28 protein-coding genes are annotated in these 24,262 nt (G+C 56.5%); 18 read left to right on the top strand and 10 right to left on the bottom strand.

Going from position 1 to position 24,262, the window contains the following annotated elements; translation table 11 throughout:
- Window positions 1-45 precede the first annotated feature (45 nt).
- From CKW11_RS04195 to CKW11_RS04170, 6 genes are all read left to right on the top strand, one after another.
- Window positions 46-930 (top strand): LysR family transcriptional regulator, encoded by an 885-nt coding sequence (locus tag CKW11_RS04195; RefSeq protein ID WP_095136525.1) that lies wholly within the window; start codon window positions 46-48, stop codon window positions 928-930.
- Between the two features lie 184 nt (window positions 931-1,114).
- Entirely contained in the window at window positions 1,115-1,462 is a 348-nt protein-coding gene (locus CKW11_RS04190) for a metalloregulator ArsR/SmtB family transcription factor (RefSeq protein ID WP_095136524.1), read from the top strand.
- A 25-nt stretch (window positions 1,463-1,487) separates the two neighbouring features.
- Window positions 1,488-1,958: an arsenate reductase ArsC gene (locus CKW11_RS04185; RefSeq protein WP_095136523.1), complete on the top strand. Its 471-nt coding sequence runs from the start codon at window positions 1,488-1,490 to the stop codon at window positions 1,956-1,958.
- Between the two features lie 12 nt (window positions 1,959-1,970).
- Entirely contained in the window at window positions 1,971-2,669 is a 699-nt protein-coding gene (gene arsH, locus CKW11_RS04180) for an arsenical resistance protein ArsH (protein WP_095136522.1), read from the top strand.
- Between the two features lie 72 nt (window positions 2,670-2,741).
- A complete protein-coding gene (locus CKW11_RS04175; protein ID WP_095136521.1) occupies window positions 2,742-3,581 on the top strand; it encodes an AraC family transcriptional regulator in 840 nt (279 codons plus the stop codon).
- A gap of 68 nt (window positions 3,582-3,649) precedes the next feature.
- Window positions 3,650-4,228 carry a LysE family translocator gene (locus CKW11_RS04170; RefSeq protein WP_095136520.1) on the top strand — a complete coding sequence of 193 codons (579 nt, stop codon included), beginning with the start codon at window positions 3,650-3,652 and terminating at the stop codon, window positions 4,226-4,228.
- Here the strand turns inward: CKW11_RS04170 and CKW11_RS04165 are convergent.
- The 7 genes from CKW11_RS04165 to CKW11_RS04135 are packed head-to-tail and all read right to left on the bottom strand — an operon-like array spanning window position 4,199 to window position 10,520.
- Window positions 4,199-5,593 carry an ATP-binding protein gene (locus CKW11_RS04165; protein WP_095136519.1) on the bottom strand — a complete coding sequence of 465 codons (1,395 nt, stop codon included), beginning with the start codon at window positions 5,591-5,593 and terminating at the stop codon, window positions 4,199-4,201. The two genes, CKW11_RS04170 and CKW11_RS04165, sit on opposite strands and share 30 nt — an antisense overlap.
- Window positions 5,590-6,252, bottom strand: a complete 663-nt coding sequence (locus tag CKW11_RS04160; protein WP_047295015.1) for a response regulator — start codon at window positions 6,250-6,252, stop codon at window positions 5,590-5,592. The genes CKW11_RS04165 and CKW11_RS04160 overlap by 4 nt, the downstream gene beginning before the upstream one ends.
- An 11-nt stretch (window positions 6,253-6,263) precedes the next feature.
- Window positions 6,264-6,908 (bottom strand): tetratricopeptide repeat protein, encoded by a 645-nt coding sequence (locus CKW11_RS04155; RefSeq protein ID WP_095136518.1) that lies wholly within the window; start codon window positions 6,906-6,908, stop codon window positions 6,264-6,266.
- Complete coding sequence (locus CKW11_RS04150) at window positions 6,905-7,714, bottom strand: SDR family oxidoreductase (protein ID WP_095136517.1); 810 nt, start codon at window positions 7,712-7,714, stop codon at window positions 6,905-6,907. The genes CKW11_RS04155 and CKW11_RS04150 overlap by 4 nt, the downstream gene beginning before the upstream one ends.
- Window positions 7,701-8,375, bottom strand: coding sequence for a TenA family transcriptional regulator (locus CKW11_RS04145; protein ID WP_047597654.1), 675 nt, complete (start codon window positions 8,373-8,375; stop codon window positions 7,701-7,703). Before CKW11_RS04145 ends, CKW11_RS04150 begins: the two co-directional genes overlap by 14 nt.
- Window positions 8,372-9,853 (bottom strand): AMP-binding protein, encoded by a 1,482-nt coding sequence (locus tag CKW11_RS04140; protein WP_095136516.1) that lies wholly within the window; start codon window positions 9,851-9,853, stop codon window positions 8,372-8,374. Before CKW11_RS04140 ends, CKW11_RS04145 begins: the two co-directional genes overlap by 4 nt.
- Complete coding sequence (locus CKW11_RS04135; protein WP_095136515.1) at window positions 9,843-10,520, bottom strand: thermostable hemolysin; 678 nt, start codon at window positions 10,518-10,520, stop codon at window positions 9,843-9,845. Before CKW11_RS04135 ends, CKW11_RS04140 begins: the two co-directional genes overlap by 11 nt.
- Window positions 10,521-10,728: 208 nt before the next feature.
- Here CKW11_RS04135 and CKW11_RS04130 point away from each other — a divergent pair, with 208 nt between their 5' ends.
- The 6 genes from CKW11_RS04130 (at window position 10,729) to CKW11_RS04100 (ending at window position 14,556) form a co-directional block, all read left to right on the top strand.
- Window positions 10,729-11,277, top strand: coding sequence for a cytochrome b (locus tag CKW11_RS04130; RefSeq protein ID WP_095136514.1), 549 nt, complete (start codon window positions 10,729-10,731; stop codon window positions 11,275-11,277).
- Window positions 11,278-11,480: 203 nt separating this feature from the next.
- Entirely contained in the window at window positions 11,481-12,374 is an 894-nt protein-coding gene (locus tag CKW11_RS04120) for a tetratricopeptide repeat protein (protein ID WP_095136513.1), read from the top strand.
- A 127-nt stretch (window positions 12,375-12,501) separates the two neighbouring features.
- Window positions 12,502-12,714: a DUF4287 domain-containing protein gene (locus CKW11_RS04115; RefSeq protein WP_095136512.1), complete on the top strand. Its 213-nt coding sequence runs from the start codon at window positions 12,502-12,504 to the stop codon at window positions 12,712-12,714.
- Between the two features lie 13 nt (window positions 12,715-12,727).
- Window positions 12,728-13,207, top strand: coding sequence for a GNAT family N-acetyltransferase (locus CKW11_RS04110; RefSeq protein ID WP_095136511.1), 480 nt, complete (start codon window positions 12,728-12,730; stop codon window positions 13,205-13,207).
- A gap of 176 nt (window positions 13,208-13,383) precedes the next feature.
- The gene (locus CKW11_RS04105; protein ID WP_095136510.1) at window positions 13,384-13,983 is read left to right on the top strand and encodes a GIY-YIG nuclease family protein; all 600 of its coding nucleotides are present in this window, start codon (window positions 13,384-13,386) and stop codon (window positions 13,981-13,983) included.
- A 51-nt stretch (window positions 13,984-14,034) separates the two neighbouring features.
- On the top strand, window positions 14,035-14,556 hold the full coding sequence (locus tag CKW11_RS04100) for a GNAT family N-acetyltransferase (protein ID WP_095136769.1): 522 nt from the start codon (window positions 14,035-14,037) through the stop codon (window positions 14,554-14,556).
- A gap of 115 nt (window positions 14,557-14,671) precedes the next feature.
- Here the strand turns inward: CKW11_RS04100 and CKW11_RS04095 are convergent, their stop codons facing one another.
- Window positions 14,672-15,211 carry a thioesterase family protein gene (locus CKW11_RS04095; protein ID WP_095136509.1) on the bottom strand — a complete coding sequence of 180 codons (540 nt, stop codon included), beginning with the start codon at window positions 15,209-15,211 and terminating at the stop codon, window positions 14,672-14,674.
- A 503-nt stretch (window positions 15,212-15,714) separates the two neighbouring features.
- Here CKW11_RS04095 and CKW11_RS04090 point away from each other — a divergent pair.
- From CKW11_RS04090 to CKW11_RS04065, 6 genes are all read left to right on the top strand, one after another.
- Entirely contained in the window at window positions 15,715-16,077 is a 363-nt protein-coding gene (locus CKW11_RS04090; RefSeq protein ID WP_095136508.1) for a DUF6124 family protein, read from the top strand.
- A 140-nt stretch (window positions 16,078-16,217) separates the two neighbouring features.
- On the top strand, window positions 16,218-17,759 hold the full coding sequence (locus CKW11_RS04085; RefSeq protein ID WP_095136507.1) for a DUF2235 domain-containing protein: 1,542 nt from the start codon (window positions 16,218-16,220) through the stop codon (window positions 17,757-17,759).
- Window positions 17,759-18,415: a DUF2931 family protein gene (locus CKW11_RS04080; protein WP_095136506.1), complete on the top strand. Its 657-nt coding sequence runs from the start codon at window positions 17,759-17,761 to the stop codon at window positions 18,413-18,415. Before CKW11_RS04085 ends, CKW11_RS04080 begins: the two co-directional genes overlap by 1 nt.
- 32 nt (window positions 18,416-18,447) lie before the next feature.
- Complete coding sequence (locus tag CKW11_RS04075) at window positions 18,448-19,104, top strand: DUF2931 family protein (protein WP_095136505.1); 657 nt, start codon at window positions 18,448-18,450, stop codon at window positions 19,102-19,104.
- Between the two features lie 10 nt (window positions 19,105-19,114).
- Window positions 19,115-19,771, top strand: coding sequence for a DUF2931 family protein (locus tag CKW11_RS04070; protein ID WP_095136504.1), 657 nt, complete (start codon window positions 19,115-19,117; stop codon window positions 19,769-19,771).
- A gap of 11 nt (window positions 19,772-19,782) precedes the next feature.
- Window positions 19,783-20,439 carry a DUF2931 family protein gene (locus CKW11_RS04065; protein WP_095136503.1) on the top strand — a complete coding sequence of 219 codons (657 nt, stop codon included), beginning with the start codon at window positions 19,783-19,785 and terminating at the stop codon, window positions 20,437-20,439.
- Window positions 20,440-20,814: 375 nt separating this feature from the next.
- On the opposite strand, the gene drt3b is transcribed toward CKW11_RS04065, so the two are convergent.
- Together drt3b and drt3a are read right to left on the bottom strand one after the other, a co-directional pair.
- Complete coding sequence (drt3b, locus tag CKW11_RS04060; protein WP_095136502.1) at window positions 20,815-22,782, bottom strand: antiviral reverse transcriptase Drt3b; 1,968 nt, start codon at window positions 22,780-22,782, stop codon at window positions 20,815-20,817.
- The gene (gene drt3a / locus CKW11_RS04055; RefSeq protein WP_159974161.1) at window positions 22,775-24,028 is read right to left on the bottom strand and encodes an antiviral reverse transcriptase Drt3a; all 1,254 of its coding nucleotides are present in this window, start codon (window positions 24,026-24,028) and stop codon (window positions 22,775-22,777) included. Before drt3a ends, drt3b begins: the two co-directional genes overlap by 8 nt.
- Window positions 24,029-24,262 lie beyond the last annotated feature (234 nt).

The following is a 24,262-nucleotide window of genomic DNA, read 5'->3' as shown; positions in this document are numbered from 1 at the left end:
CGTTTTCAAACAGCCCGGATTGACCATAGCTGACAAGGACACCCCATGTTCGACTGGAATGACCTGCGGTTCTTTCTGGAGTTGCAACGCAGCGGCCGCCTGCTCACCGCTGCCCGGCGCTTGAACACTACTCACGCCACGGTCGCCCGGCACATCGAGGCCATCGAAAAAAGCCTCGGCACCGCGCTGTTCGTCCAGCACGCCCAAGGCTATGAAATGACCCCGGCGGGGGAGGCGCTGCTCAAGCACGCCGAAGCGATGGAGAACGTCGCGCTGCTGGCCCAGGAAGAAATCACCCAGTCCACCGCACCGCTGGGCAAGATCCGCGTCGGCGTCACCGAAGGGCTGGGCATCAAGTTTCTCGCCAGTCGGATGATCGGCCTGTTCGAACGCTATCCGGGGCTGGAAGTGGAACTGGTCGCCGTGCCGCGCTTCGTCAGCATCCTCAACCGCGAGGCGGAAATCAGCATTCATCTGGAGCGCCCGGCGGCCGACATGCTGGTCACGCGCAAGCTCACCGACTATCGGTTGGCGCTCTATGCCAGCCAACGCTATCTCGACAACGCGCCGCCGTTGCGCAGCCGCGAAGACCTCGCGCGGCATGCGTGGATCGGTTATGTCGATGATTTGCTGTTCAGTCAGGAACTGATGTTCCTCAACAGCTTCTGCCGCAGCCCGCGCGTGGTGTTCCATAGCACCAGCGTCATCGCCCAGCAGGAAGCGGCGCGCTCGGGATTGGGCATTGCCGTGCTGCCTTGCTACATGGCCGCGTCGGATCCGGATCTGGTGGCGTTATTGCCGGATGACAGCAGCGAGCGCAGTTACTGGATCAGCACCCGGCGCGAGCTGCACAAGTCGGTACGGCTGCGGGTGGTCTGGGATTATGTCGTCGGCCTTTGCGAGGCGGAGCAAGACCTGTTACGCGGATAGTCCTGCCGACAAAAATCCCTTGTAGGAGTGAGCCTGCTCGCGATAGCGGTGTATCAGGCGACTTCTGCTTCACAGGCATACCGCTATCGCGAGCAGGCTCACTCCTACAAGGGATCGCATCTGGGGTTGAATAATATATGGATATCCGTATATTCGGTTTTCCGTATGTTCGAGCCCGCCCCCCATGCTTACCCCCACCGAACTGTTCAAAAGCCTGGCCGACGAAACACGTGTCCGCGCCACTTTGCTGATTGCCGAGCAGGGTGAGCTGTGTGTTTGCGAGCTGATGTGCGCCCTCGACGACAGCCAGCCGAAAATCAGCCGCCACCTCGCGCAACTGCGCAGCAATGGGTTGTTGCTCGATCGCCGTCAGGGCCAGTGGGTCTATTACCGGCTCAACCCGGATCTGCCGGATTGGGTTCACCAGATCCTCAAGGTCACCGCGACAGCCAACGCCGATTGGCTCAAGGACAATGCCTGTCGCCTGCACAACATGGACGGCCGTCCTGCCCGCGAAACCGCGTGCTGCTGAATTTCAAATACCCCCGGAGCTATCCATGCGTGTCCTGTTCATGTGCACGGCCAACAGTTGCCGCAGCATTCTTTCCGAAGCCATGTTCAATCATCTGGCGCGCGAGGGTTTCGAGGCGGTGAGCGCCGGCAGTTTCCCCAAGGGCCAGGTGTTGCCGCGCAGCCTGACGACGCTGCAACAGGCCGGTATCGCGATCGACGGTTTGTACAGCAAAGGCAACGACGCTTTCGAAAGCAACCCGCCGGACATCGTCATCACTGTCTGCGACAAGGCAGCGGGCGAAACCTGCCCGGTGTACTTCGGCCCGGCGATCAAATGTCATTGGGGGCTGGAAGATCCCTCTGATGTGAGCGGCGACGAGGCCGCAGTGGATGCCGCGTTCCGTGCCACGCTGGCGATCATCGAGCGCCGCTGCGCAACCTTCCTCGGTCTTCCTTTCAAATCACTCAGCCGCGTTGAGCTTCAGCGCGAACTGGATCGCATCGGCTCCCTCTGAGCCGGAGGACATATGTCAGAGCACTTGCCCAATCTTGATCACACGCTGTTCGAAGGCCGAAACACATCACCTTCGCACGAACACAAACCACGCATCCTGCTGCTCTACGGCTCGACCCGCGAACGCTCCTTCAGCCGTCTGCTGGTGGAGGAGGCCGCACGCTTGCTGGAGCACTTCGGTGCCGAGACGCGCATCTTCAATCCGTCCGGTTTGCCGTTGCCGGATGACGCCCCGGTCGACCATCCCAAAGTCCAGGAACTGCGCGAGCTGGTGCTGTGGTCGGAAGGTCAGGTCTGGTGTTCGCCGGAACGTCACGGCGCGATGTCGGCGGTGTTCAAGGCGCAGATCGACTGGATTCCGCTGGAGCTCGGCGCGGTGCGTCCGACCCAGGGCAAAACCCTCGCGGTGATGCAGGTCTGCGGCGGTTCGCAGTCGTTCAACGTGGTCAATCAACTGCGCGTGCTGGGGCGCTGGATGCGCATGTTCACTATCCCCAATCAGTCTTCGGTGCCCAAGGCGTTCACGGAATTTGACGAGGCGGGGCGGATGAAACCTTCGCCGTTCTATGATCGCGTGGTCGATGTGATGGAAGAGCTGGTGAAGTTCACCGTGCTGCTGCGCGAGCGTCAGGATTTTCTGGTGGATCGCTATTCCGAGCGCAAGGAAAGCGCCGAGCAGTTGAGGGCGCGGGTCAATCAGCGCTCGATCTGAAATGCACAAACGTTCTAGCCTCAATGCGCCAATTGTGGATTACTGGCTCCAGCCCACCACTGTACGCACGCCATGAGCAACTGGATCGACCTTGCCCGCGACCGGGAAACCGGCATCGAAACCCTGCACGCGCATTTCGCCGGGCACGCGCACGCCTACGATCCGCACTGGCACGAAACCTACCTGATCGGCTTCACCGAGCAAGGCGTGCAGCGCTTCAACAGCCGTCGCGCGCGGCATGACAGCACGCCGGGCAAGGTCTTCATGCTTGAGCCCGGCGACATCCATGACGGCGATGCGCCGAGCCCGGACGGTTTCACCTATCGCATGCTCTATCTGCAACCGGCATGGCTGGAGCAAGCGCTGGACGGTTTGCATCTGGGCAGTTACGGCAGCGGCTTGCCGGGAATCGGCAGTGTGCTCAATGATGATCCCGAACTGGCCCGGGCCACTTTGTTTGCCTTCAATGCGCTGCATAAACAGGACGTGCGCATGGTGCGCGATGTGGCACTGGATGCGTTGCTGGAGCGACTGGCGATTCACCTGTACCGGCGACCGCAACCGACCGCTGCCAACCGTGCGCCATTGATCGCCCGGCAGGCACGCGATTACCTGGTGGCCTACCACGAGCAAGACATCAGCCTGCAAACCCTGGCCGACGTCTGCGGCACCGACCGCTTTCGCCTGACCCGCGCGTTCAAGGCTGCTTATGGACTCGCGCCGCACGCGTGGCTGATCCAGCTGCGCCTCAGCCGTGGCCGGCAAATGCTCGCCGCCGGCATGCAGCCAGTGGAAGTCGCCAGCCGCCTCGGCTTCGCCGACCAAAGCCATCTGGGGCGCTGGTTCGTGCGCGCTTACGGCATCACCCCGGGCGCCTATCAGCAACGCGCCATTGGTACGTTTCGACGCTGAACAAACGTTCAAGACCGCCACACTTCGCAACCGCCAGAGTAGGCCCTGACTTTCTACAGGGCCGTGCCATGCTTGCGTTCATCCTCTTTGCCTTTGTTGCCTCGATCACTCCGGGGCCGACCAACCTCATCGTGCTCAGCACCAGCGCCCGACGCGGTTGGCGGCCGTGCCTGCCGATCATTCTCGGTGCGGGGGCGGGCGCCGCTTCGTTGGTCTGGGTGGCCGGCGCTGGCGCCAGTACGCTGATGCTGCCCGGCGTGCGCCCGGTGATCAGTGCGCTGGGGATGGGCTGGATGCTGTGGCTGGCGTGGCAGATTTTCACCGCGCCGGCCACTGCCATCGATCCCGCTTGCGGCGAGGAAAAACCTGAGCTGGGCCTGCTTGGCGCCGCGCTGTTGCAGTGGGTCAATCCCAAGTCGTGGATGATGGCGATCGCCGTGATCAGCGTATTTACCGCGCAAGGGCAGGGCTTGAACGCGTTGTGCCTGGCGTTCTTTCTGGTGTCGTTGCCGTGTCTGGCGCTGTGGGCATTGCTCGGTCGCGGTGCTGCGCGCTGGCTGAGTAATCCGGCGCAGTTGCAGTGGCTGAACCGGATTCTGGCGGTGCTGCTGGTGGTGTCATCCGCCGCTGCGTTGCTGCACACCTGAGCTGAGCGGCATCGACAAGGTGGCGCGCAAGCCACCCTCCGGCCGGTTGACCAGGGTAATCCGTCCGCCCAGACGCAACGCGATGGTGTTGACGATGGTCAGCCCCAGGCCCGCACCTTGCGTGTTGCCGCGGCTGTAAAAGCGTTCGAACAGGCGCGCCCGATCCGCCTCGTCAATCCCCGGGCCCTGATCCTCGACGCTCAGCAGGCACCAGCCGTCGGCCTGACTCAGCTTGACGGTGATCACGCCGTGCTCCGGGGAGAAGTTGGCGGCGTTGGTGATCAGATTGCTCAGGGCGATGTCGATGGCGGCGGTGGTGGCCATGACGTGCAGCGCTTTATCGCTGTCATCGAAGGTCAGTTCCAGGCGTTTGCTCAGCAGCCATGGCGTCAGTTGCACGAGGCTGTTGCGCACGGTTTCGCTGAGGTCGATGCGCTGCAACGGCGGCGGGTTGGATTTGGGTTCGAGGCGGGCCATGGTCAGCAACTGGTTGACCAGGCGGCTGGTGCGATCGACGCCGGAAATCAGAAACTGCAAAGACTCGCGGCGCTCCTGTTCAGTACCGGCCTCCAGCAGGTTTTGTGCATGCACCCGCAGTACCGCCAGCGGCGTACGCATCTCGTGGGCGGCGTCGGCGATAAAGCGTCGTTCGCGCCCGAGTACCTCCTGAATCTGCGTGAGCATGCGGTTGAGCGCCGCCTGCATCGGCTCCAGTTCGCTGGGCAGCGGCGTCAGTTGCAACGGCTCCAGCGAGCCGCTGTGCCGGGCGCGCAGGGTTTCTGCCATGTTCGCCAGCGGCCGGAGTCCCCAACCGATGGCCAGCCAGACCATCGCCGCGAGTATCAGGCTGCCGAGCACGTTCGGCCACAGCGTGTGACGCACGATGCGATCGACCAGATCGGCGCGCACGTCGTCGCGCTCGCCAACCCAGATGCGCAGACCGTTCTGCGGGTCTTCGAGCATGAAGGCGCGCCAGTGACGGTTGTTCAAGTCGACCACATCGCTGAAGCCCGGCTTCGTTGGCGGCGCGGTGAACGACGGGGCACTGGCGGTGTGCACCAGCACCTCGTTTTTCGGGTTCCACACCTGGAAGGCAATCTTGCTTTCGTAAGGATGGCCGTCGACGCGTGGCTTGGCTTCGCTGAGGGCCTGATTGAACGCCTGGTACAACTGCGAGTGATCCTTGCTTGCCATCGGCATGCGCATCACGCCTTGCAGCAGTCGAGCGTTTTGCGCCAGTTGCGCGTCGTAGACTTCAGCGATTTCGTGGTTGCTGTCATGCACGTTGAACACGCTGAGCACCGCAAGACCAGCGAGCAACAGCCCAATGATCAGCGTCAGCGTGCGGCGACGAATCGAGGTCATCGACGCTCCTCCACCAGATAACCCACACCGCGAATGGTGCGGATCAGGTCGGTGGAGAATTTTTTGCGCAGGTGATGGATGTGGACTTCCAGGGTGTTGCTCTCGGCTTCTTCGTTCCAGCCATAAAGCAACTGGATCAGTTGATCGCGGGTCATTACCCGGCCCGGCGGCGAAAGCAATTCATGCAGCAACTGATATTCCTTGGGCGTCAGCGCCACGGGTTGACCCTGATAGCTGACCTGCTGGGTGCCGGGGTTGAGGCTGATCCCGGCGTGTTCGATCAGCGCCTGGGCGCGGCCGGCACTGCGACGCAACAAGGCGCGCAGGCGTGCCTTGAGTTCGGCGAGATCGAACGGTTTGACCAGATAGTCGTCGGCACCGGCATCCAGCCCGGCGATGCGGTCTTCGGTGGCATCGCGGGCGGTGAGAATCAGCACCGGCAGGTTCGAACCGCTGTCGCGCAGACGACGCAGCACTTCGAGGCCGTCCATGCGCGGCAGGCCCAGATCGAGTACGGCAACGTCAAAGGTTTCACTGAGCAGCGCATGCAACGCGCTGCTGCCATCCTTCAACCAATCGACGGTGTAGCCCTCGCGACCCAATGCCTGATGAATGCCTTCACCGAGGGCTACGTCATCCTCAATCAGTAATAAACGCACGCGGACTCCTGTCAGTCGAGTTTCTTGTTCACGTCCACCAGCAGGGCGGCGATCTCTTTGCGGCGCCCGGCGTCAGCGGTTTCCCGGCCCGGACGCGGCGCGGCCTGCTGGGCCTTGAGCAGCGCGACCCTGGCTTCAGCGTAGCGCTTCTGACGGTAGAGGTGATCGCCCCAGAAGTACAGACTGTCGATGCCCTCCGGATTCAGTTGCAGCGCTTGCTTGAGCAGTTGCCCGGCCTTGTCGCTGTCGCCGAAACCGATCGGCCAGCCCGGGACGCGATCATACAGCGCGGCGAGGCTGGTGTAGGCCGAGCCTTGCAGGGCTTTGGGGTCGAGCGTCAGGGCTTTTTCCAGATCGGCCTTGGCGTCCTTGGCCTTGCCCAAGGCACCGAGTCCGCCCTGAGCGCCGGCCCAACTGCTGGTGACGATGCCTTTCCAGATCCATGCTTCGGCCACCACCGGGCGCTGGGTGGTAAAGGCAGTGGTTTCGGACGACAGCTGCTCGAACGCGGCGGCGCGCTGTTTTTCTGCCACTTCATATTGGATGTGCGCCCAGCTCTGCTGGATGCCATTGAGGCGTTGCTGATCGGCAGGTTCCAGCGCCCAGACGCTTTGGCTGAGGGCGGCGAGCAACAGGCATACGGAAAGTCTTTTCATGATTTTGGCGGCTCGTTGTCAGGTTTTTCACTGAGGCGGCGAATCAGCGGCAACTGCTTGCGCAGGCCTCGATCCACCAGATGTGGCAGCAGATTGTTAAGGCGTACGAAGAAGCGCTCCGGCCAGCCCAGATACAGGTCGCGGCGGTCGCCGGCGATCGCGTGGATCACCGCCGAGGCGACAGTTTGCGGGTCATCGACGTTGGCCTTGAGCGCATCGTTCAAGGCTTGCGCCGCGGCGCTGTTCATCGAGGTGCGTGTGGCCCGGGGCGCGACGTACAGCACGTTGACCCGAGTGTCGGCCAGCTCGCGGCGCAGCGCTTCGGAGAATCCGCGCAAGGCGAACTTGGTCGCGCAATAACTGGCGTAACCGGGGTAGCCGATCGAGCCGTAGGTCGAACCGACGTTGACCACCATCGCACTGTCAGCCCGCTTGAGCAGGGGCAGCAGCAGTTTGGTCAGGCACATCGGCGCGCTGATGTTCACCGCGAGCATCGCGTTGATGTCGCTGTCATCCAGCTGTTCAAGCATGGCGAAGTGATTGACCCCGGCCGCGTTGATCAGCAGGTTGATGCCGCCGATGGCTTCGGCAGCGGCCAGCACCTTGCGCCGGTCGCTGAGGAAGGTCAGGTCGGCGGCGACCCAGCACAGAGAATTCGGGTAGCGCTCAAGCAACGGCGTCAGCGCCTGCTCATGCCGCGCCACCGCCAACACCTGGGCGCCGGCGGCGCACAAGGCCTCGGTGATGGCCATGCCGATGCCGCCGCTGGCACCGGTCAACACCACCCGCGCATCACGCAGCTGCATGGTGAGCCTCCGCGTCACGCGGCAGGCCACGGAACATGTCGGTGTACAAGCGATAGACGACCTTCGAGGCGTGGATCACCGCTGCCTGATCCTCTGGATCTTCCAGCTGATTCATCAAGCGGCGATAGGTTTGCATGTGCTCGATGTCCAGCGAACCGTGGGAGCTCAGGTAGCTGAACGCGGTTTCCGGCAGCGCCAGACGCTCGCGAATGCTGCCCGCCGCATGAGTGGCCAGGGCGATGCTGGTGCCTTCGAGCACGTTGACCATGCCGAACAGGCCCACCGGATTGCCTCGGGCGATCAGGTCGTAAAGGAAGCTGACCATCAATTCGATCGGCAGCGACGGTTGACCATCGCGCACCGCATCGCGATCACCGCCACACGCGGCAATATCATTGAGCACCCACTGTTCATGGCCGTATTCGTCTTCGATGTATTCGCAGACGGCTTTGCGCAGCCACTCCAGCCGTGTCGGCAGGCGCGCGCCGCAGGCCATCATCAACGGCACGGTGTGGCGCACGTGGTAATACGCTTGCGCGAGAAATGCCCGATAGCTTTGCAGGCTGACCTTGCCTTGCAGGGCATCGAGGATGATCGGCAGGTTGAACAGCTCGTGACGTTCCTGCTGCGTGGCTTCTTGCAGGGTGTCGAAAAAACTCATGATGCGGACTCCTCGGAAACAGCGGATTCAGTCAATTGGGCGTGGTACAGCGCGACAATCGCCTCGCGGCGTGGCCGACCATTGGCGGTCAGCAGGCCATTGGCGGCGGTGAAGGGTTGCGGCAGGCGCGTCCAGCGGTGCACCTGGGCGTAATCGGGCAAGGCTTTGTTGGCCTCGGCGACCGCTGCCGCCAGCTCCGCATCGCTGCAATCGGCGCGGTGCGGCCAGAGCAAGACGTGGTTGTGCGGCAGGGCCTCGCCGTAGACGAAGGCCTGGGCAATATGGCGGCGCTGGGTCAGTTCGGATTCGACCCATTCCGGGTTTACGTTGCGCCCGAAACTGGTGACGAACTGGTGCTTCTTGCGGCCCTTGAGGTACAGGAAACCTTCGGGGTCGAACTCGCCCAGATCGCCGCTCGGCCACCACTCATCAGCGTATGGCGCGTCCCCCAGATAACCGAGCAGCGCCGAGCCCTTGATCAGTACTTCGCCGTCTTCGGCCAAGCGCACTTCAACGTGCGGCAGCGGCTGGCCGACGCTACCCGGACGCCGTGCGCCGGGGCGATTGAGGCACACCACCGAGGCGCATTCGGACAAGCCATAACCTTCGAAAACCGGCAGACCGACACGCTGCGCGCGGTGTAGCAAATCCTCCGAGACCCGCGCACCACCGACGGCGGCGAAACGCAGTCTTTGTGGATCGAAGGCTTTCTGTTCGGCGGCGCTGACCAGCATCAGCAACAGCTGCGGCACCAGAATCAGACTCTCCGGCGCACGACTAGCCAGATAGCCCAACAGGTGTGGTACATCGACGCCGCTGGCGCCCTGGATGCCCAGGGTTTTCTGGCTCGGCAGACTCAGCGTCGCACCGGCGTACAGCGCGGCGTAGCAGCCGAGGTTTTCCAGCAGAATCGCCAGCGGCAACAACGCCAGATGATGCTGCGGATCGGTGGATTTACTCGCTTGATCCAGCTCCCGCGCCACACGCAGCAGACTCTCGGCGCTCAGGCACACACCTTTCGGTGTGCCGGTGGTGCCGGAGGTGAAGGTTAGTTTGGCGGTGCCGGCTGGCAGGCGATTCGGGCCGTCGAACGTGCGGCACCAGAACTCGCCGCGCTTCTCGTAACCGGCGGCGAGCAGTTCGGCGTCCAGCTCCGGTTCGGCAATCACCCGTTCGGCCTGGCTCTGTTCCAGACAATGCGCCCGTTGCGCGGGGCTGAAAAACGGCGGCAGCGTCACGCAGGTCAAGCCCTCGAACAACACGGCCAGATCCCATAGCATCGCGTCGACGCCGTTATCCAGTGCCAGAGCGATCACCTGCGCCTGTTCATCGCGCAGGCGCTCCTGGCGATACAGCACCTCGGCGTAAACAGTGGCGTAATCGAGTTTCAGCGTATCGCCCCACAGCGCGGTGCTGTTGTCATTGCGCCGGGCATGGTTGCGCAGGGTTTCCTGGAAGCGTTGCAGTTCAAGCGACATGGCAGGCTCCTTCAATCGAGGTCGGCAGTCCCAATCGATTGAACAGGCCGATATTGCGCAAATGGATGAAGCCTGCGCGGATGTTGCCGACGTGCACCCAAGGCTTGCTTTCGTAATAACTGCCCCAGTGTTGACGCTCGTCACCCAGGCGCTCCGGGTCGGCGGCGCATAATGTCACTGGCTTCAGACCGAGCCGGTGGAAGCTGTTGACCAGTCCGATGTTGCCGGTGAACGTCACCCATTCCAGGCCGCCCATGGCCAGCAGGTAAGTGATGGCGATGATGCTCATGCGGGCGCTGCCGGTGTCGCTGGCGGCAAGATTGCCGACTTCGACGATGCCGGTGCGATCCACCGGACGATCCGCCGCAGCGCTGATCAACGGTTCGATCGGGTCATCCAGATAGCGCTCCAGAAACAGCGGCTCAAGATGCGCTCGGCGCACCCCGGCCACCGCGCACAGCTCACCGTCGCCGTTGTGCATGCCGAACAGCTCGGGCATAAAGTGTCGAATATCGGCGCCATGGGCTTTGCGAAAACGCTGCTGGATGAAGGCTTCGAAGGTCTCGCGCTGCGCGTCGTCGGGCAGGGCACCGGTCAAGGTCATCGGCTGCGTTTCGGCTTGACCGAAGCGCAGGGGAAGGGGGATGTTCCAGTCGAATTCGGGCATGGGCAGAACGCCTCCCTCAATGGTTTGAGCGCAGTATCGGAGGCATTTCTTAACGAAGTCTGAAGGTGAAAAAAGGTTAATCAAACGGGCAATCTTCAGATTGTCTTAAGACTGCAAGGGCAGGGTGGCACCGTCGGTTCGCGCTGCTACCGGATCGAGACTGTCGAACGAATCGACCGTCGCTCACGACAATCACGAGGCGCTTCTTATGACCCGCGACACCGCCGTCACCCGTTATGGAAAACTGTCAATTACGCTGCACTGGCTGATGCTCGCGCTGTTCGTCGGCGTCTATGCCTGTGTCGAAATCAAAGGCTTCATGCCCAAGGGCAGCGAAGCGCGCGGCCTGCTGATGGGCTTCCATGGCCTGTTCGGCGCGAGCATTTTCGTGCTGGTCTGGGTGCGCCTGTTCGGCCGCCTGAGCCCACGCCCGCCAATCACCCCCAAGCCGCCAGCCTGGCAGACCGGCATCTCGCACCTGATGCACCTGGCGTTGTACGTGCTGATGATCGCCACGCCGATCCTCGCCTGGCTGATGCTCGCCGCCGCCGACAAACCGTTCCCGTACTTCGGCTTCCACGTCCCGGCGCCGGTGGCGATCGACCCGGACTTCGCCAAACAGCTCAAGTACTGGCATGAAACGCTGGGCAGCACCGGCTACTGGCTGATCGGCTTGCACGCGGCAGCGGGGTTGTTTCACCACTACTGGGTGCGGGATAACACGCTGGTGCGGATGTTGCCGGGCCGCACGGAATAACGCTGATCTGCTTCAACCACAAACCCTGTGGGAGCGAGCCTGCTCGCGAAGGCGGAGTGTCAGCCACTGATGAAGTCGGCTGACACGGCCCCTTCGCGAGCAGGCTCGCTCCCACAGGTTTTTGTGGTGTGTTTGAGTGCTCGGGCTTCAGGTTTTGCACCTGCCTGCCGATGAAATCTGCACGATTTCAACGGATGCCGTTCATGAACAAGGTTGTTGCTCTACTGGCGCTTACCGCGCTCGTCGCAGGCTGTAAATCGCTTAACCGTCTTCAGGTTGCGGATCAGGAATTCCCCACTTTCCGTTGTGCCAACTACTTCAAAAAAGCGTCGATGAGCGAGCAGCAAGTCGCTGAAATTCGCTATCTCAGTACTCAGAACGCCAACTGCAAAGTGATTCTCGGCGAGATGTACGAACAGGGCCGTGGTGTGCCGCAGGACATCGACAAGGCCAAGGATATCTATGAGTCAGTGGCCCGAAGAGCGCCGAATGTCTATAGCCGATTGGGCGATATGGCCGCAGCGGGGGTCGGCGGGCCGGTGGATATGGTGGCAGCCAGGGATTTTTATCAGCGTTCCATCGCCGAACCCGGCAATACCGAAATGGAACTCAAAGTGGCCGATTTCCTGGAAAACGGCAGAGGTGGCCCGCAGGATCTTCAAGGTGCACTGAACCTCTACTTCAAAGCCAACGCCTGGGACAACCTCCAACGCCTGCGCGCCAAAGGCGTGGCAATGACGACCGAGCAACAACAGCAGTACAACAAGATTTACGTCCGTCAGGTGCAGTTCGGCGTCAGAGAGAAGATGCGAGAGATCGAGGAAAGTCTGGCGCAAGAAAAACTTTCGACCCCCGAGCGCAAACCCGTTCTGCTGGAGCTGACGTACACCCCCGGTTCGTTAGTGCCAGTGATCTCGCTGCAGCAAAGCTGTGGCAACAGCGCTATCGACCAAATGGTCTTGCAAGGCTTTAGCGATTACCGATTCCCCGGTGATCCGATCTTGCCGCCGGAGCAGAAGAATCACGCGACCATCGCCAGCGTCAGAACAGACGGGCTGACCGAGAGGGAACGGCTCAGAGCGCTATCAAGAAAATAAGTGCTGCGGCGTAGCACGAACATGCCTATATGGGCCACTTGCCGGAACAGCGTCCCGCGTCCACTCTATGACCTGCCGACAAGGAGCGTCCGCCGACCCTCCGTCGTGACCCAAGGGAGCTGGCAGCATGAGCGAAGACAACAAGGTAAAAGGCCCGGCGTCGTACTTCCCCTCCATCGAAAAGAAATACGGCCAGCCCATCGATCACTGGCTGAACCTGCTCGCCGGCATCACCGACAAGAAACACATGGAACTGGTGGCGTGGCTCAAGGAGGAACACGGCATGGGCCACGGTCATGCCAACGCCTTGGTTGCGCATCATCTGACGGTTAAAAAGTGAGGGCAGGGCAGCGATGAATTTCTCCCACCGGCCAGTGACGGCCGACGACGTCAAAACCCTGTGCAGCTTTCCCCAGGGTGTTCAAGAGTTGTACTTCATGTTCCCGAAAGCGCAGTACCCGCTGACGGAAGAACAAATGCACACCGCGATCAGCCAGCGCTTCGATTCCACGGCATTTCTGGCCAACGGCGAGTTCGTCGGCTTCGCCAACTTCTACCGTGCCGAGCACGACGGCGTCTGCTGCATCGGCAACGTCATCGTCGCGCCTTACGCCCGTGGCCAGGGCGTCGCTCGCTACATCGTCGAAACCATGACTGCGGTCGGCTTCGAAAAGTATCAGGCCAGGGAAGTGCAGCTGTCCTGCTTCAACGAAAACACCGCAGGGTTGCTGCTCTACCCGAAACTCGGCTTCGTGCCGTTCTCTATCGAAGAACGCCCGGCACCGGGCGGCAGGCGTGTGGCGCTGATCAATATGACCCGCCACCGACAATAGCCATCCCCCCAATCCCTGTGGGAGCCGGGCTTGCCCGCGATGGCGTCCGCCCGGCCAAACGCCCTCCCGAGCCTGACCGCGAACCTGTGGGAGCTAGCACTCCAGGCGACGCATCAATTGTTGAGGCCTGTGCTAATCCGGGCCTCGTAAATGAATCAACAACAAAGCGAACAAGAATGGACACACTGAAAGAAGAGCCGCGAGCAGTTAAGGTGGCGGCCGCCTGGCAGTCGCTTACCAACCAGATGCTCAACGCGCAAGCGGTACACCGGATCGAGCATCTGGTTTCCAGAAGTCACCCTGTCAACGTACCGTCGAGTGCAGGAGTGTATGCATTTTGGTGGATGGGGTGCCGAAAGCAGCTCATGAGCGCCAATCGGCATATTATTTTGAAGGGCCCGGGAGGCTCTGATGTCGATGTGCGTTACCACGACTGGTGGCCGGAAGACGCACCGTACCCGTGTTTGTATGTCGGTAAGGCGACTGATTTAAAGCGTCGGCTGAGGGAACACCGTTTACCTGGTACACCTGGCCGCGCGCACCCACCGTTAACCCGAAACAATAAGGCCACGCCTCGAACAACCTCCTGCCAGTTGCGGTTTGGCATCGAACATGTTTTTCCCGAGGAAGCTGATCCCCTGACATTGATAAATGACAACATCGGGTTTTCCTGGTGCGATGACTTTCCGGATAACGCGGTCGCTGAGCGTTTCTTTGCCGAAGACAAACTTGTCGGGCATCTTCGGCCCTGGTTCAACATTGATTCGGAGCGGTAATCTGCGATGAGGGGCTTTTGCCCCTTTTGGGACTTTTCAAAGGGTTTGATGATGTCAGAAGCAACCTCACGCTTGACCTACCGACCCCCACAGCCGGCAGACCTGCCCACCGTATTCGCTATTTTCAGCGACCCACAAACCAACCTGTTCAACCCCGCCGGCCCTATGACCGACATCGCTCAAGCCGAAGCACTGCTCGATCGCTGGCTGCAACACTGGGAAACCCACGGCTACGGATGGTGGGCAATCAGCAGCGCACAAGCGCCTGAGCAAATTCTCGGATTCGCCGGCGTCGCCGCTCATGACTACCTGAGGAAAACGGTGACCAATCTCGGCTATCGTTTCGCTGTCGAGGCATGGGGCCACGGCTATGCAACAGAGGCCGCACAAACCGCGCTAACCCACGCCTTCGACCATCTCGGGTTGCCTGAAGTGTTCGGCTTGGTCAGGCCGGATCATGTGGCCTCGATCCGCGTTCTTGAGAAAATCGGCATGCGCCGTATCGATGAGTTAGACGACGTACCGGGCAAAGCACCAAGTCTGATATTCCGCATCCAGCGGGACGACATTTGAACAAGGCACGTCATTCGAAACGCGTCCCCTGTAGGAGTGAGCCTGCTCGCGATGGCGCCCGCACAAGCGACACCGCACTCTATCCATAAAAGCCATCAACCAACCACCCAATCACTCAAACCTCCTCACCCCTAAGCTGACGGCTCATCAGATCACAACTCGCCGACCACGACGTCAACCACTCCGGCATCTCGGGCGACTGTTCAGGCAACCCCAACTCCCTGACGAACTCACCCGGCGCTATCGTGCCTTTCGCCGACCGAAACAGCCCGCGCATGACCACAACACCGATCACCCGGCCCTTGCTCACGAAGCGATGCTCCATGAAGCTCCATTTGTCGTCCCAGCCAAGCATCCGGCTGTGAATTTCAAACGCTTCAAACAGCTTCAGTTCACGCCGAAATTTGCCCCAGGTGTCGCCAACGATCGGCAACGCTTTAGCGCGCAGCGCCACCCGAAACGCGCCACTGCGCAACACAAAATCCATGCGCCCGACGTCAGCCATGGTGAAGTAGCGACCATTGGTGACGTGCCGATTCAAATCGAGATCCAGCGGCCACACGCGCATGCGGATCACGGTGGATTCCAGCGCATTGACCGGTTTGCGCCACGGTCGGCGAAAAAGCATGCAGAGCAGTCGAAACCACAGATTCATCAGTACGTCAGCCAGTTGAAAAGAGCGCTGCACTCTAGCGAGCCGGGCGATGGCGAGGTAGGTGCGTAAATGACTTTTTTGGACGGAACAGTGCATTCCGATCATTGCGGGTTGGGTGCTGGATCGGTAGCCCGTTCAACCGGCGGATAAACAGGAAATAATCGCGATGTTTATATGAAGCCTGCCGTTACCACCGAAGCCCTACAACGCCTTGCGCCATCGCCTACGAGTACGCCAGAATCCGCCGGCTTGTGCGTCTAGGGCGCGGGTTCTATCGTCTGTCGGTCGCTGAAAAACAGTGATCGGGTTTGGTAGCCCGCCATAACTAGTCGCATCGCGCACCGTTCGCAGACCTCATCAGGTCGTTGCTCAATGGTGGCCATGCGCAGGACACCTTCGGGTGTGCCGGGTCCTAGTTACCGGTCTACCAACCCGCGTGTGGCCGCCACCCTTCGTTTGGTAGCGAAGGTGAAGGCTCCTCTTCAATAACTAGGAGTTTCACCATGATCAAACCAACACCCAACCCGCCAGAAACCGACCTCGCATCGCCCTACGAATCCCTCGATTCGAAAAAACTCCACGCAGCCGCCGAACGCGCCCTCGACCATTACCTGTCCCCGGCCACCCAAATCATGGCCAGCCCGCACAAACCCGAACCCATGTACCTCGCCAACCCGAAGTGCGACACCGAATCCCTGCTCGCCAACGCCAGCGAAACCCTCGGCTCCGCCAGCGAAATGCTCAACAACTTCGCCGCCATGCTCGACACCTCCCACCGCAAAACCGCACTGGGCATCGCCCAGGTCGTCATGCTCGGCGAACTCGCCGTAAACCAGGCCCTCGACAACGTCGAAATCGCCCACTAACCACCCCGGTGCGACGAGCCCGAACCCTCGTCGCACCACACGGTCTCAACCGCGCTGGCACAGGGCCACGCCTTGCGCGCCCAAGCCTCGGCTGGCACCCTTCGGCCCGTTCTTCAAGGATCAGAACAAGGAATCAAGGATTGAGTGGCTACGTTCCCAACCCCCCGAAAAACTACCGCTACGAAGAAGCCAAACCCGTCGATATTCATGCCCAGCGTTGGGCTGAGTATGAGAAGCATGGGAAAGAGCCTGCGCGCGAGCCTGAGAAAATCGGCATTGCGTTGAGGATTGGGGTTTTCTTTGATGGTACTGGTAACAATGCGAACAACACGGCAGCAGGGTTGCTGTGCGGTGCGCAGCATCCCATTGCGCCGCAGGATATTCCTGCTAGCTGTCAGCCCTATATGGGGGATCCGGACAGCAGCTATGGCGCCGGGCCAACCAACGTAAATAAATTATTTTCACTGTATGAAGAGATCAAAGAAGCCAAGGGTGAAGGTTCTTTGAGACGTGTTTCGCGTGCTCTATACATCGACGGTATCGGTACACAGAACGATAAAAAAGACAGTGTGGTGGGTTCCGGAATGGGGCGCGGCGACACAGGTGTGGCCGGCCGCGTGCAGGCATCTTTCAAACAAATCAACAGCATTATTGAAGAAGCATTGAAGGAGAACCCAAACTGCGAAATTGCTTCTCTGACTTTTGATACGTTTGGCTTTAGTCGCGGAGCTGCTGCAGCACGGCATTTTTCGAATGAGGTTGTCAGGGGGAAGCAAGGGCCGTTAGGGAATTTACTAAACAGTAACGCCAGAGATTTCAGTCGAACCTTTGATAGTCAGTACGGAAGCGGTATCAACATGGGGTTCATCGGGCTCTTCGACACCGTACCTTCAATCGCCGGATTCACGAATTTCGGGCGCGTGAAAAGTCCCATCGCTCCCGGTGTGAAGCTGTATATGGATCGCAAGTACTTCAAGGACGTTGTCCACTTGGTCGCTCGTGATGAATGCCGCGCAAACTTTGCGCTCAGTCGGGTGAAGCCCGCCCACCCAGAGTACAGTTTTCCTGGCGTCCATTCTGATATCGGTGGCAGCTATCTCGACGAAGTTGAGGAATGTGTGCTGGTGAGCCCGATGCAGTCCTTGACGGTATCTACTTTTACCGATGTCACAAGTACGTCGATCTACCATGATGCTGCACGTGCAAAAAGTGAATGGGTCGCCAAGGGATGGCCTGCGCATTTATTGGAAATTGTCACCCCCGCCTCTTTTGAACTCCCGCGTGATCATCAGGACAGGCTCTCCCCCAAGCAGAAGCGCGTGTTTGCTGCCCTCCAGCTCAAGCGGCCAGTTAGCGGCAAGCTTTCCAGGGTTTACCTGAGAGTCATGTACCAACTGGCAAAAGAAAAGGGTGTTCGCTTCATCGACATGCCCGACGATGGTGAGTATTCCGTACCGGAGGAACTTCAATCGCTATGCAATCGATTCGTTGCCGGCGATTACACAACCACTCCAGAGGAAGAGGAGCTTCTCAAGCTGAGGTACATTCATACCTCTGCCAACTGGAATCATCCTCTTGGAAGAAGAGATGGAAGTGGCATAGACGCGGTATATATCAATGCCCCGACGGATGACGGGGTCCGCGTACAACACCCTCATGTACCTGACTGGAATTTTTGGTAATGAAAGCGATGATTGCTCTGCTGGGGGCTCTAATGTTGGCGGGATGCCAATCAGGAGGTGCCGAAACTGGTGAAAACGACCCTAAGTATTCGTCGTGGGAATTAGTGTTTGTTGAACCGAATTACATGAAAGTCTGGGTGGAGGACAGCTCCGTTCAAGACGTCAATGACAGAATATTTTTCAAAGCAGGCAAACGCACTGCCGCTTCAGGAGAACCCGACATCTCGACCGAATCGGCTCGAGGCTGGGGAGCAGTGACTGGCTCGGGAATGCCTGTCACGGGGGCCGACCTTCCAAAACGCATTTCCGTTCGCTGGCAGTCAATCACAGAGCAGAAAACCTATCGCGGATTCATTGATATTCCTGAAGAAGCCCGGCGGTTGATGGTGACATCCACACATCAACGTTGCCCGGAAACACCGGATAAAACTGCTCGTTTCATGGCGTCTCTTTACATAGGACTTGCTCCAGATGGCGTTCTACAGGCTTGGGTAAAAGACTCATGCCGGAATCCCATCAAGGTCGCTAGAGGCCAGGGTGAGATTGAGCCGCTGGGTGCACAACAAGGGAAAAACGGTGGTCGTTATGCCTATCCTGTGAGTGAAAAGGCGAAGCTGTATATCGAGAAGTACGGCATTCCGTACGGGAGTTGGTAGTGGTGGCAATTGAATAGTTGGGTGCTTGGGCAATGAGAATGCTCGTAACCCTGTTGGGCGGCTTGATCGTCACTGGTTGTCATGTCACAAGCACCAACTCTGGTGAAAACGATCCCAAGTATCCCTGGTGGGAGCTGGCATTTATCAAACCCAACTTCATGAACGTTTGGGTTGAAGACAGCTCCGTGGAGGACATCAACGGTAAAGTCGTTCTACGTGCCGGGGGAGGGAACGCCAGCGGCGCAGAACCGAATGATGACAAGGAGTCTGCACGCGGTTGGATTGGTGTCGGAGGTACAGGCAAACCGGTTATCGGGGTAGGGTTACCCAAGCGCATCTTCGTCCGCTGGCAATCGATACCGGAACAAAAAACCTACCGGGCTTGGGTAGATATTCCTGAGAAGGCCAGACAGGTGATGGTGACGTCTACCCACCAGCGTTGCCCGGAGACCCCCGAGAAAACGGCACGTTTCATGGCCTCGGTCTATTTGGGACTCGCACCGGGTGGAGTGGTGCAGGTGTGGGTAAGAGACCTTTGTCGGCGCCCCGTTAAAGTCGCCCGAGCTCAGGCTGAGTTGGAGCCGCTGGGGCCAGAGTTGGGCAAGAATGGTGGGCAGTATGCTTATCCTGTGAGTGAAAAGGCTAAGCGGTATATCGATAAATACGGCATTCCGTACGGGAGTTGGTAACCGTCGTCCGATGAAAAGATTTTCAACGATACTTTTTGCCCTGTTGATTAGCGGCTGTGATTCAAGTGATCCGCTATCAGCCAAAAACGATCCCAAATCTCCTTGGTGGGAACTAGGCTTTACCGAGCCCAACTACATGAAAGTCTGGGTTGAGGACACTTCGGTCGAAGACATTAAAGGCAAAGCATTCCTGCGTACCGGAGGTGGATCGGCCTCAGGCGGGCAGCCAGAGGATGGAACAGCATCTGCTCAAGGTTGGCACGGCGTGGGAAGCAACGGAAAAGCTGTTGTAGGTGCTGATCTTCCCAAAAGGATCTATGTCCGTTGGCAGTCCATTGTTGAACCGCAAACGTACAAGGCCTGGGTAGATATCCCAGAGGAAGCCAGACAACTCATGCTTGAGTCCGTCAATCAGCGCTGCGCTAAAACACCTGAACAAAAGGGGCGCTATAACGCGTCTCTCTACTTGGGCCTGGCGCCCGGTGGTGTCGTGCAAGTCTGGGTTCGAGACTCATGCCACCATCCTGTCAAAGTCGCCGGAGCACAAGCAGAGGTTGAGCCACTAGGCCCTAGTCAAGGTAAGAACCAAGGGCGCTATGCGTATCCCGTCAGCGAAAAGTCCAAGCGGTATATCGAGAAATTCGGCATACCGTACGGGAGTTGGTAACCCGTCCACGAATGAAGCAATTTATATTAATTTTGAGCGTTCTACTGGTAGCTGGATGCCAGACTACGGACCCACTTTCAGCCGAGAACGATCCGAGATCCGATTGGTGGGGGCTGGCTTTCACTGAACCTGATTACATGAAGGTCTGGGTAGAAGACAGCTCAGTCCTGGACATCAATAACAGGACTTTTTTCAAGGCAGGCGGAAGCACCGCCGCCGGAGGTGAACCAGAAGATGGCACGGAGTCAGCCCGTGGTTGGGGGACGGTCAGTGGTTCCGGTATTCCGGTAACCGGTGCCGATCTTCCAAAGCTCATCTTCGTTCGTTGGCAATCCATATCAGAGCAGAAAACCTACAAGGGTTTCATTGAAATTCCAGAGTCAGCGAGGCAATTGATGGTGGATTCAACGCACCAGCGTTGCCCGGAAACTCCTGAAAGGACCGCTCGATACATGGCTTCGCTTTACGTGGGGTTGGCCCCGGGTGGAGTACTTCAAGCATGGGTCAGAGATTCATGCCACCGACCGATCCGAGTCGCTCATGCCCAGGGCGAACTTGAACCGCTAGGCCCGGAGCAGGGGAAGCATGGCGGGCGCTATGCCTATCCGGTGAGTGAGAAGGCCAAGCGCTACATCGACAAGTACGGCATTCCGTACGGAAGTTGGTAGGAGGCAGCAAGAAGGCACCTCTTCTGCCTGTTCTTTTGTCGAGTCAATGCAGCCTACAAAGGACCGCTTTCGGCCAAAAGCAGCTAGTCATCTTTATCAATGACATCAAGGGAATATTCGATACAAAACAATGCCTTGGACGAGATAGTAATTAACAGGCACCAAGAAAAGGGAGAAAGGTAGTCTCAACCTTAGTGTGTACGGCTTGCACCGCTCCTACGCGGCTAGCGCCTCATCTACCCATGAGGTGATGAAAAATTCGCTACGTAGGTATGGAACGCGCCTTTGAGGGGCTACGTGGAGGTATATTGACTAACCTTTCAATCTGTAGGCTAGCACAGACGAAAATTAGAGAAAAGTCCTTGCTAACTCCAACTAGTACACCTGCCTCAGTTCTTTGCGCTCTAGAGCATTCAAGAGATCGACTTCTCTCCAGTTAATGAACCAATACTCGGAAGCATAACCAGAAATAAAATCACTTAGGTCTTGTTGATTGGGCTTTCTAATTTGCAGCGTTGTGCATAGTCTATTTATATATTTGACTTTTCTTTTTCTGTCGATATAAGGGCAAGTTAGGCTATCTAAAAATAGGCATGCTTGCTCTGTATTGGAAAGAATTTTTGACATATCTTGAAGCTTGATATCTAGATTTTTTAGCGTCTTCTCTTTTATTGTGGAGTAAAGACTATGATCTTTGATGTAAAAAAGACATGAAACAATATTAAAATATGAGCTATCCCCACCAAAAACCTTGTCTACGACATGTGGGGGAAGTAGGTAAGCGGCCCCAAAATCGCTTAAAGAAAGAATTACATTTAAAACCTCAAGTGATATGAAATTATCTACATCTGCTCGTTTGTGGAAAGTATCGCTATCCAGCAAGGATAGAGATAGATCAAATGCACGCTGCTTAATTGTGTGCCCATAATGCCCTAGATGTTGGTCAGCGAAACGACAAATCAGAATCAACGATGCGCAAAATTTATATGATGAGCTAACGGATGGAGCAACTGAATAAAAGAAGTGCATCACCTCTAAAAACACGATACAAGCGTCTTTATAATCATTAACTCCTGTTTCCCGACTGAAACCCTTGGGGACATTAATTAGCAACTTTGTTCTTTCGAACAAGGCAGATATTATGTACGAGGATACTTCGTCGTATTCCATACGTTCAGCAGAGCAAGTTGACTTGATAGCATCAATGAAGCTGCGGACAAGTCGATCTATTTTGAATATCTTTTTTGGCTTTAGTGACGTTCCTTCATCGACCTCCTCTAAAAATCTCTCGATAAATTCGTTTACGTAAAGATTTACCTCTCTTATAACCTTTGATTTTGGCGTAAAAAACGGGCGTTGATATATTTGGCTTTTAGAGGAGTTCACGTGAAGCTTATAACTCAATAGGCTGTCGGCATAAATCTCATAAATCTTGTTCGCCATCTCTGTTGATCTTGCAAATATAAATACATCATCAACATAGCGCTTTATTGAGTAGTCAACACCCAAAACCCAATTGAATTTCTCTGAGGCTAGCTTGGCTTCAACTTTGCAATCCACGTCCTGAAATATAATCTCCGAAAAAATTCGACTAACTTCAGGACCGATTACAATGCCATTTGTTTCGTTGTGATTCGCCATACGAATAACATCGTCGAAATTATTCCCAAAAATCGAAGCGGAATATCTACCATCTTTTACAAAACCTTTATCCTTAGTTGCCCAAGCAATCGAATGGGTATAAATACTATCGAAGCACTTAGAAACATCCAGCGTCTTTAGAATGGTAAAGTCTTTTTCAAGATCAAGAAAGGCTTTGGAATTAAACATCTTGTAAAGCCTTGTGTAACCTTTATACGAGTAAAAGGATGAGCTGTGTTTAAGTCTTGTCTCTGAAGACGCATCATCAACCGTACCTCGCTTATATTGCCCGATATTTTCCCAAGAACTCTTATAGTAAAAGATGCTGGCAGTTTTGAATGGAGTGCGGATTGAGTAGTGGCCTAGAGTGCAGTAGTGGCAGATAAGGTGCTCATAACGCTCGTAAAATAACTTAATTTGCCACTGTGATAGAGGATGCAGAATCGAAAGACATCTAAAATCTGTGGTACTTTTTCTTATTTTATACTGGTAAGGAACAGTGCTCCACTTTCCATTTTTGCTTGCTATAAACAAGTTTGCAATTACATGGGCGAAACCTGTATTGGCCGTGAGGTTTTTTGCAATATTGTAAAATCCATCATTTGAAAATATAAGCGGGGTTTCATAAGGAGCTGTTTCGGTTACTAGAACTCTGCAAAAATCGCTCTTTACGATTCGCTCGGCTTTTTTATCGTCAGGCATATTCCCAGCACTCCCTGATAGCTTTGAGCTGTGAACGATTAAAGTGAAAATAACTACGCTCCAGGAAGCCGCGTTTAAAACTGAAAGTCAGTAGCCTGCGCCGCTGCGCAACAGTAGTGCTACAAAAAAATCGATCGAACACTTTGCCAAAACCACTCATGGTGGCCAGACGTAAGTACTCATCCAGAGCATCCAGTGCTACAGATCTATCTTTATCTATCCTATGATAGTTGTGATAGATTCCGGCAAGCCTATAACCGCCCCTATTAATATCTAAAACGCTAAAGTTTGAAGTGAGAAATTTCATGCGTATTTCAAGAAGCCCAAAATCCCTATTCTTGCAGTAATCGAGATAGGCTTTTGTCAATCTCGTTTTTATTTTTTTTACTTTAGAGTCAGCTATATCCAATATCACTTCTCGAGTGCCATTTTTTTCTGGTGGTTCGTAAACAGAGAAGCTATATCCCAAGTACTCAAACGAGAATAGTAGTGGCATTTCAGGCTGCTGACTTTTTTTGTACCCAGAAGAATCAGGAGCAGAACAAAGCTCTTGCTTTTTCCGATTTAACTGGAGCCCATACGGTAAAAGCTTGCTCACTTTCGAAATGAACTGTTTTGAGTGTTCTTGGCCGCTAGTTATAATGATAATGTCATCGACATATCGACTGTAAAAATAAACCCCCTGCATTGACTTTATAATGGAATCAAAGGAACTCATTACAATCTCCGACAATGTAGCACTTAGCGCCATACCTCTCGGAATTCCCACCCCACCGGCAGATGCGAAGTGCTCAATAATTTCCTTTATGTGGTTCTTTGTATGCGGACTTAGCCCTTTGATATTGTAGATAGTGCTCAGAACCAGAGAAGGTGTGAATGACTCATAAAAACTCTTTATATCTAGTCGATAAATTTTAAACTGTGCGCTTTCCGCTATTAAAACCCGGAGATTAGCAATTATTGTATCTCGAGAAGGAGTGAATATGGGTTTCGCTTTCCTCAAATTTTTATCTATTTTTCGTAACAATAGCTCATGACTGAATGCGAGGACTCTATAAACGTTTTTTCCGCGAACACTCGAGCTATCTAGAAATGAATAAGATTCGAACCCACTGTCTGAGCGCTCCACCGCTGCTTCAATTTCAGCGTCCTTTGATAATGGATTTCTCAGCCACGGCTTAAGGTAGAAATCATTTTTCCTAAGAACTTTAGAGATTGAAATAAAATTAAATGACTGGTCGTACATACGGCATCCTTTGCAAGAAAAATGTTTTAGCAGGTTCTGCATCGCAGTCCAAGGAGCGAATCGGTAAGCCAGTAAAACCTGAATTGAGGTCGACCATCTCTACAAACACTTCCTGGAAACCTGACTTCACAAAAGAGTGGGCACACAAATGGAGGTTTCCCACGACCTAGGAGGGTTCCAGCATGACACAAGCTGTCAATTCACTCCGCCCCAGTTCGAGTTTCGGAAGGACCA

This window comes from Pseudomonas sp. Irchel s3a10, from assembly GCF_900187525.1.
GTDB lineage: Bacteria > Pseudomonadota > Gammaproteobacteria > Pseudomonadales > Pseudomonadaceae > Aquipseudomonas > Aquipseudomonas koreensis_G.
The sequence above is the reverse complement of the archived record's forward strand: the minus strand, read 5'-3'. Positions and strand labels throughout refer to the sequence as shown.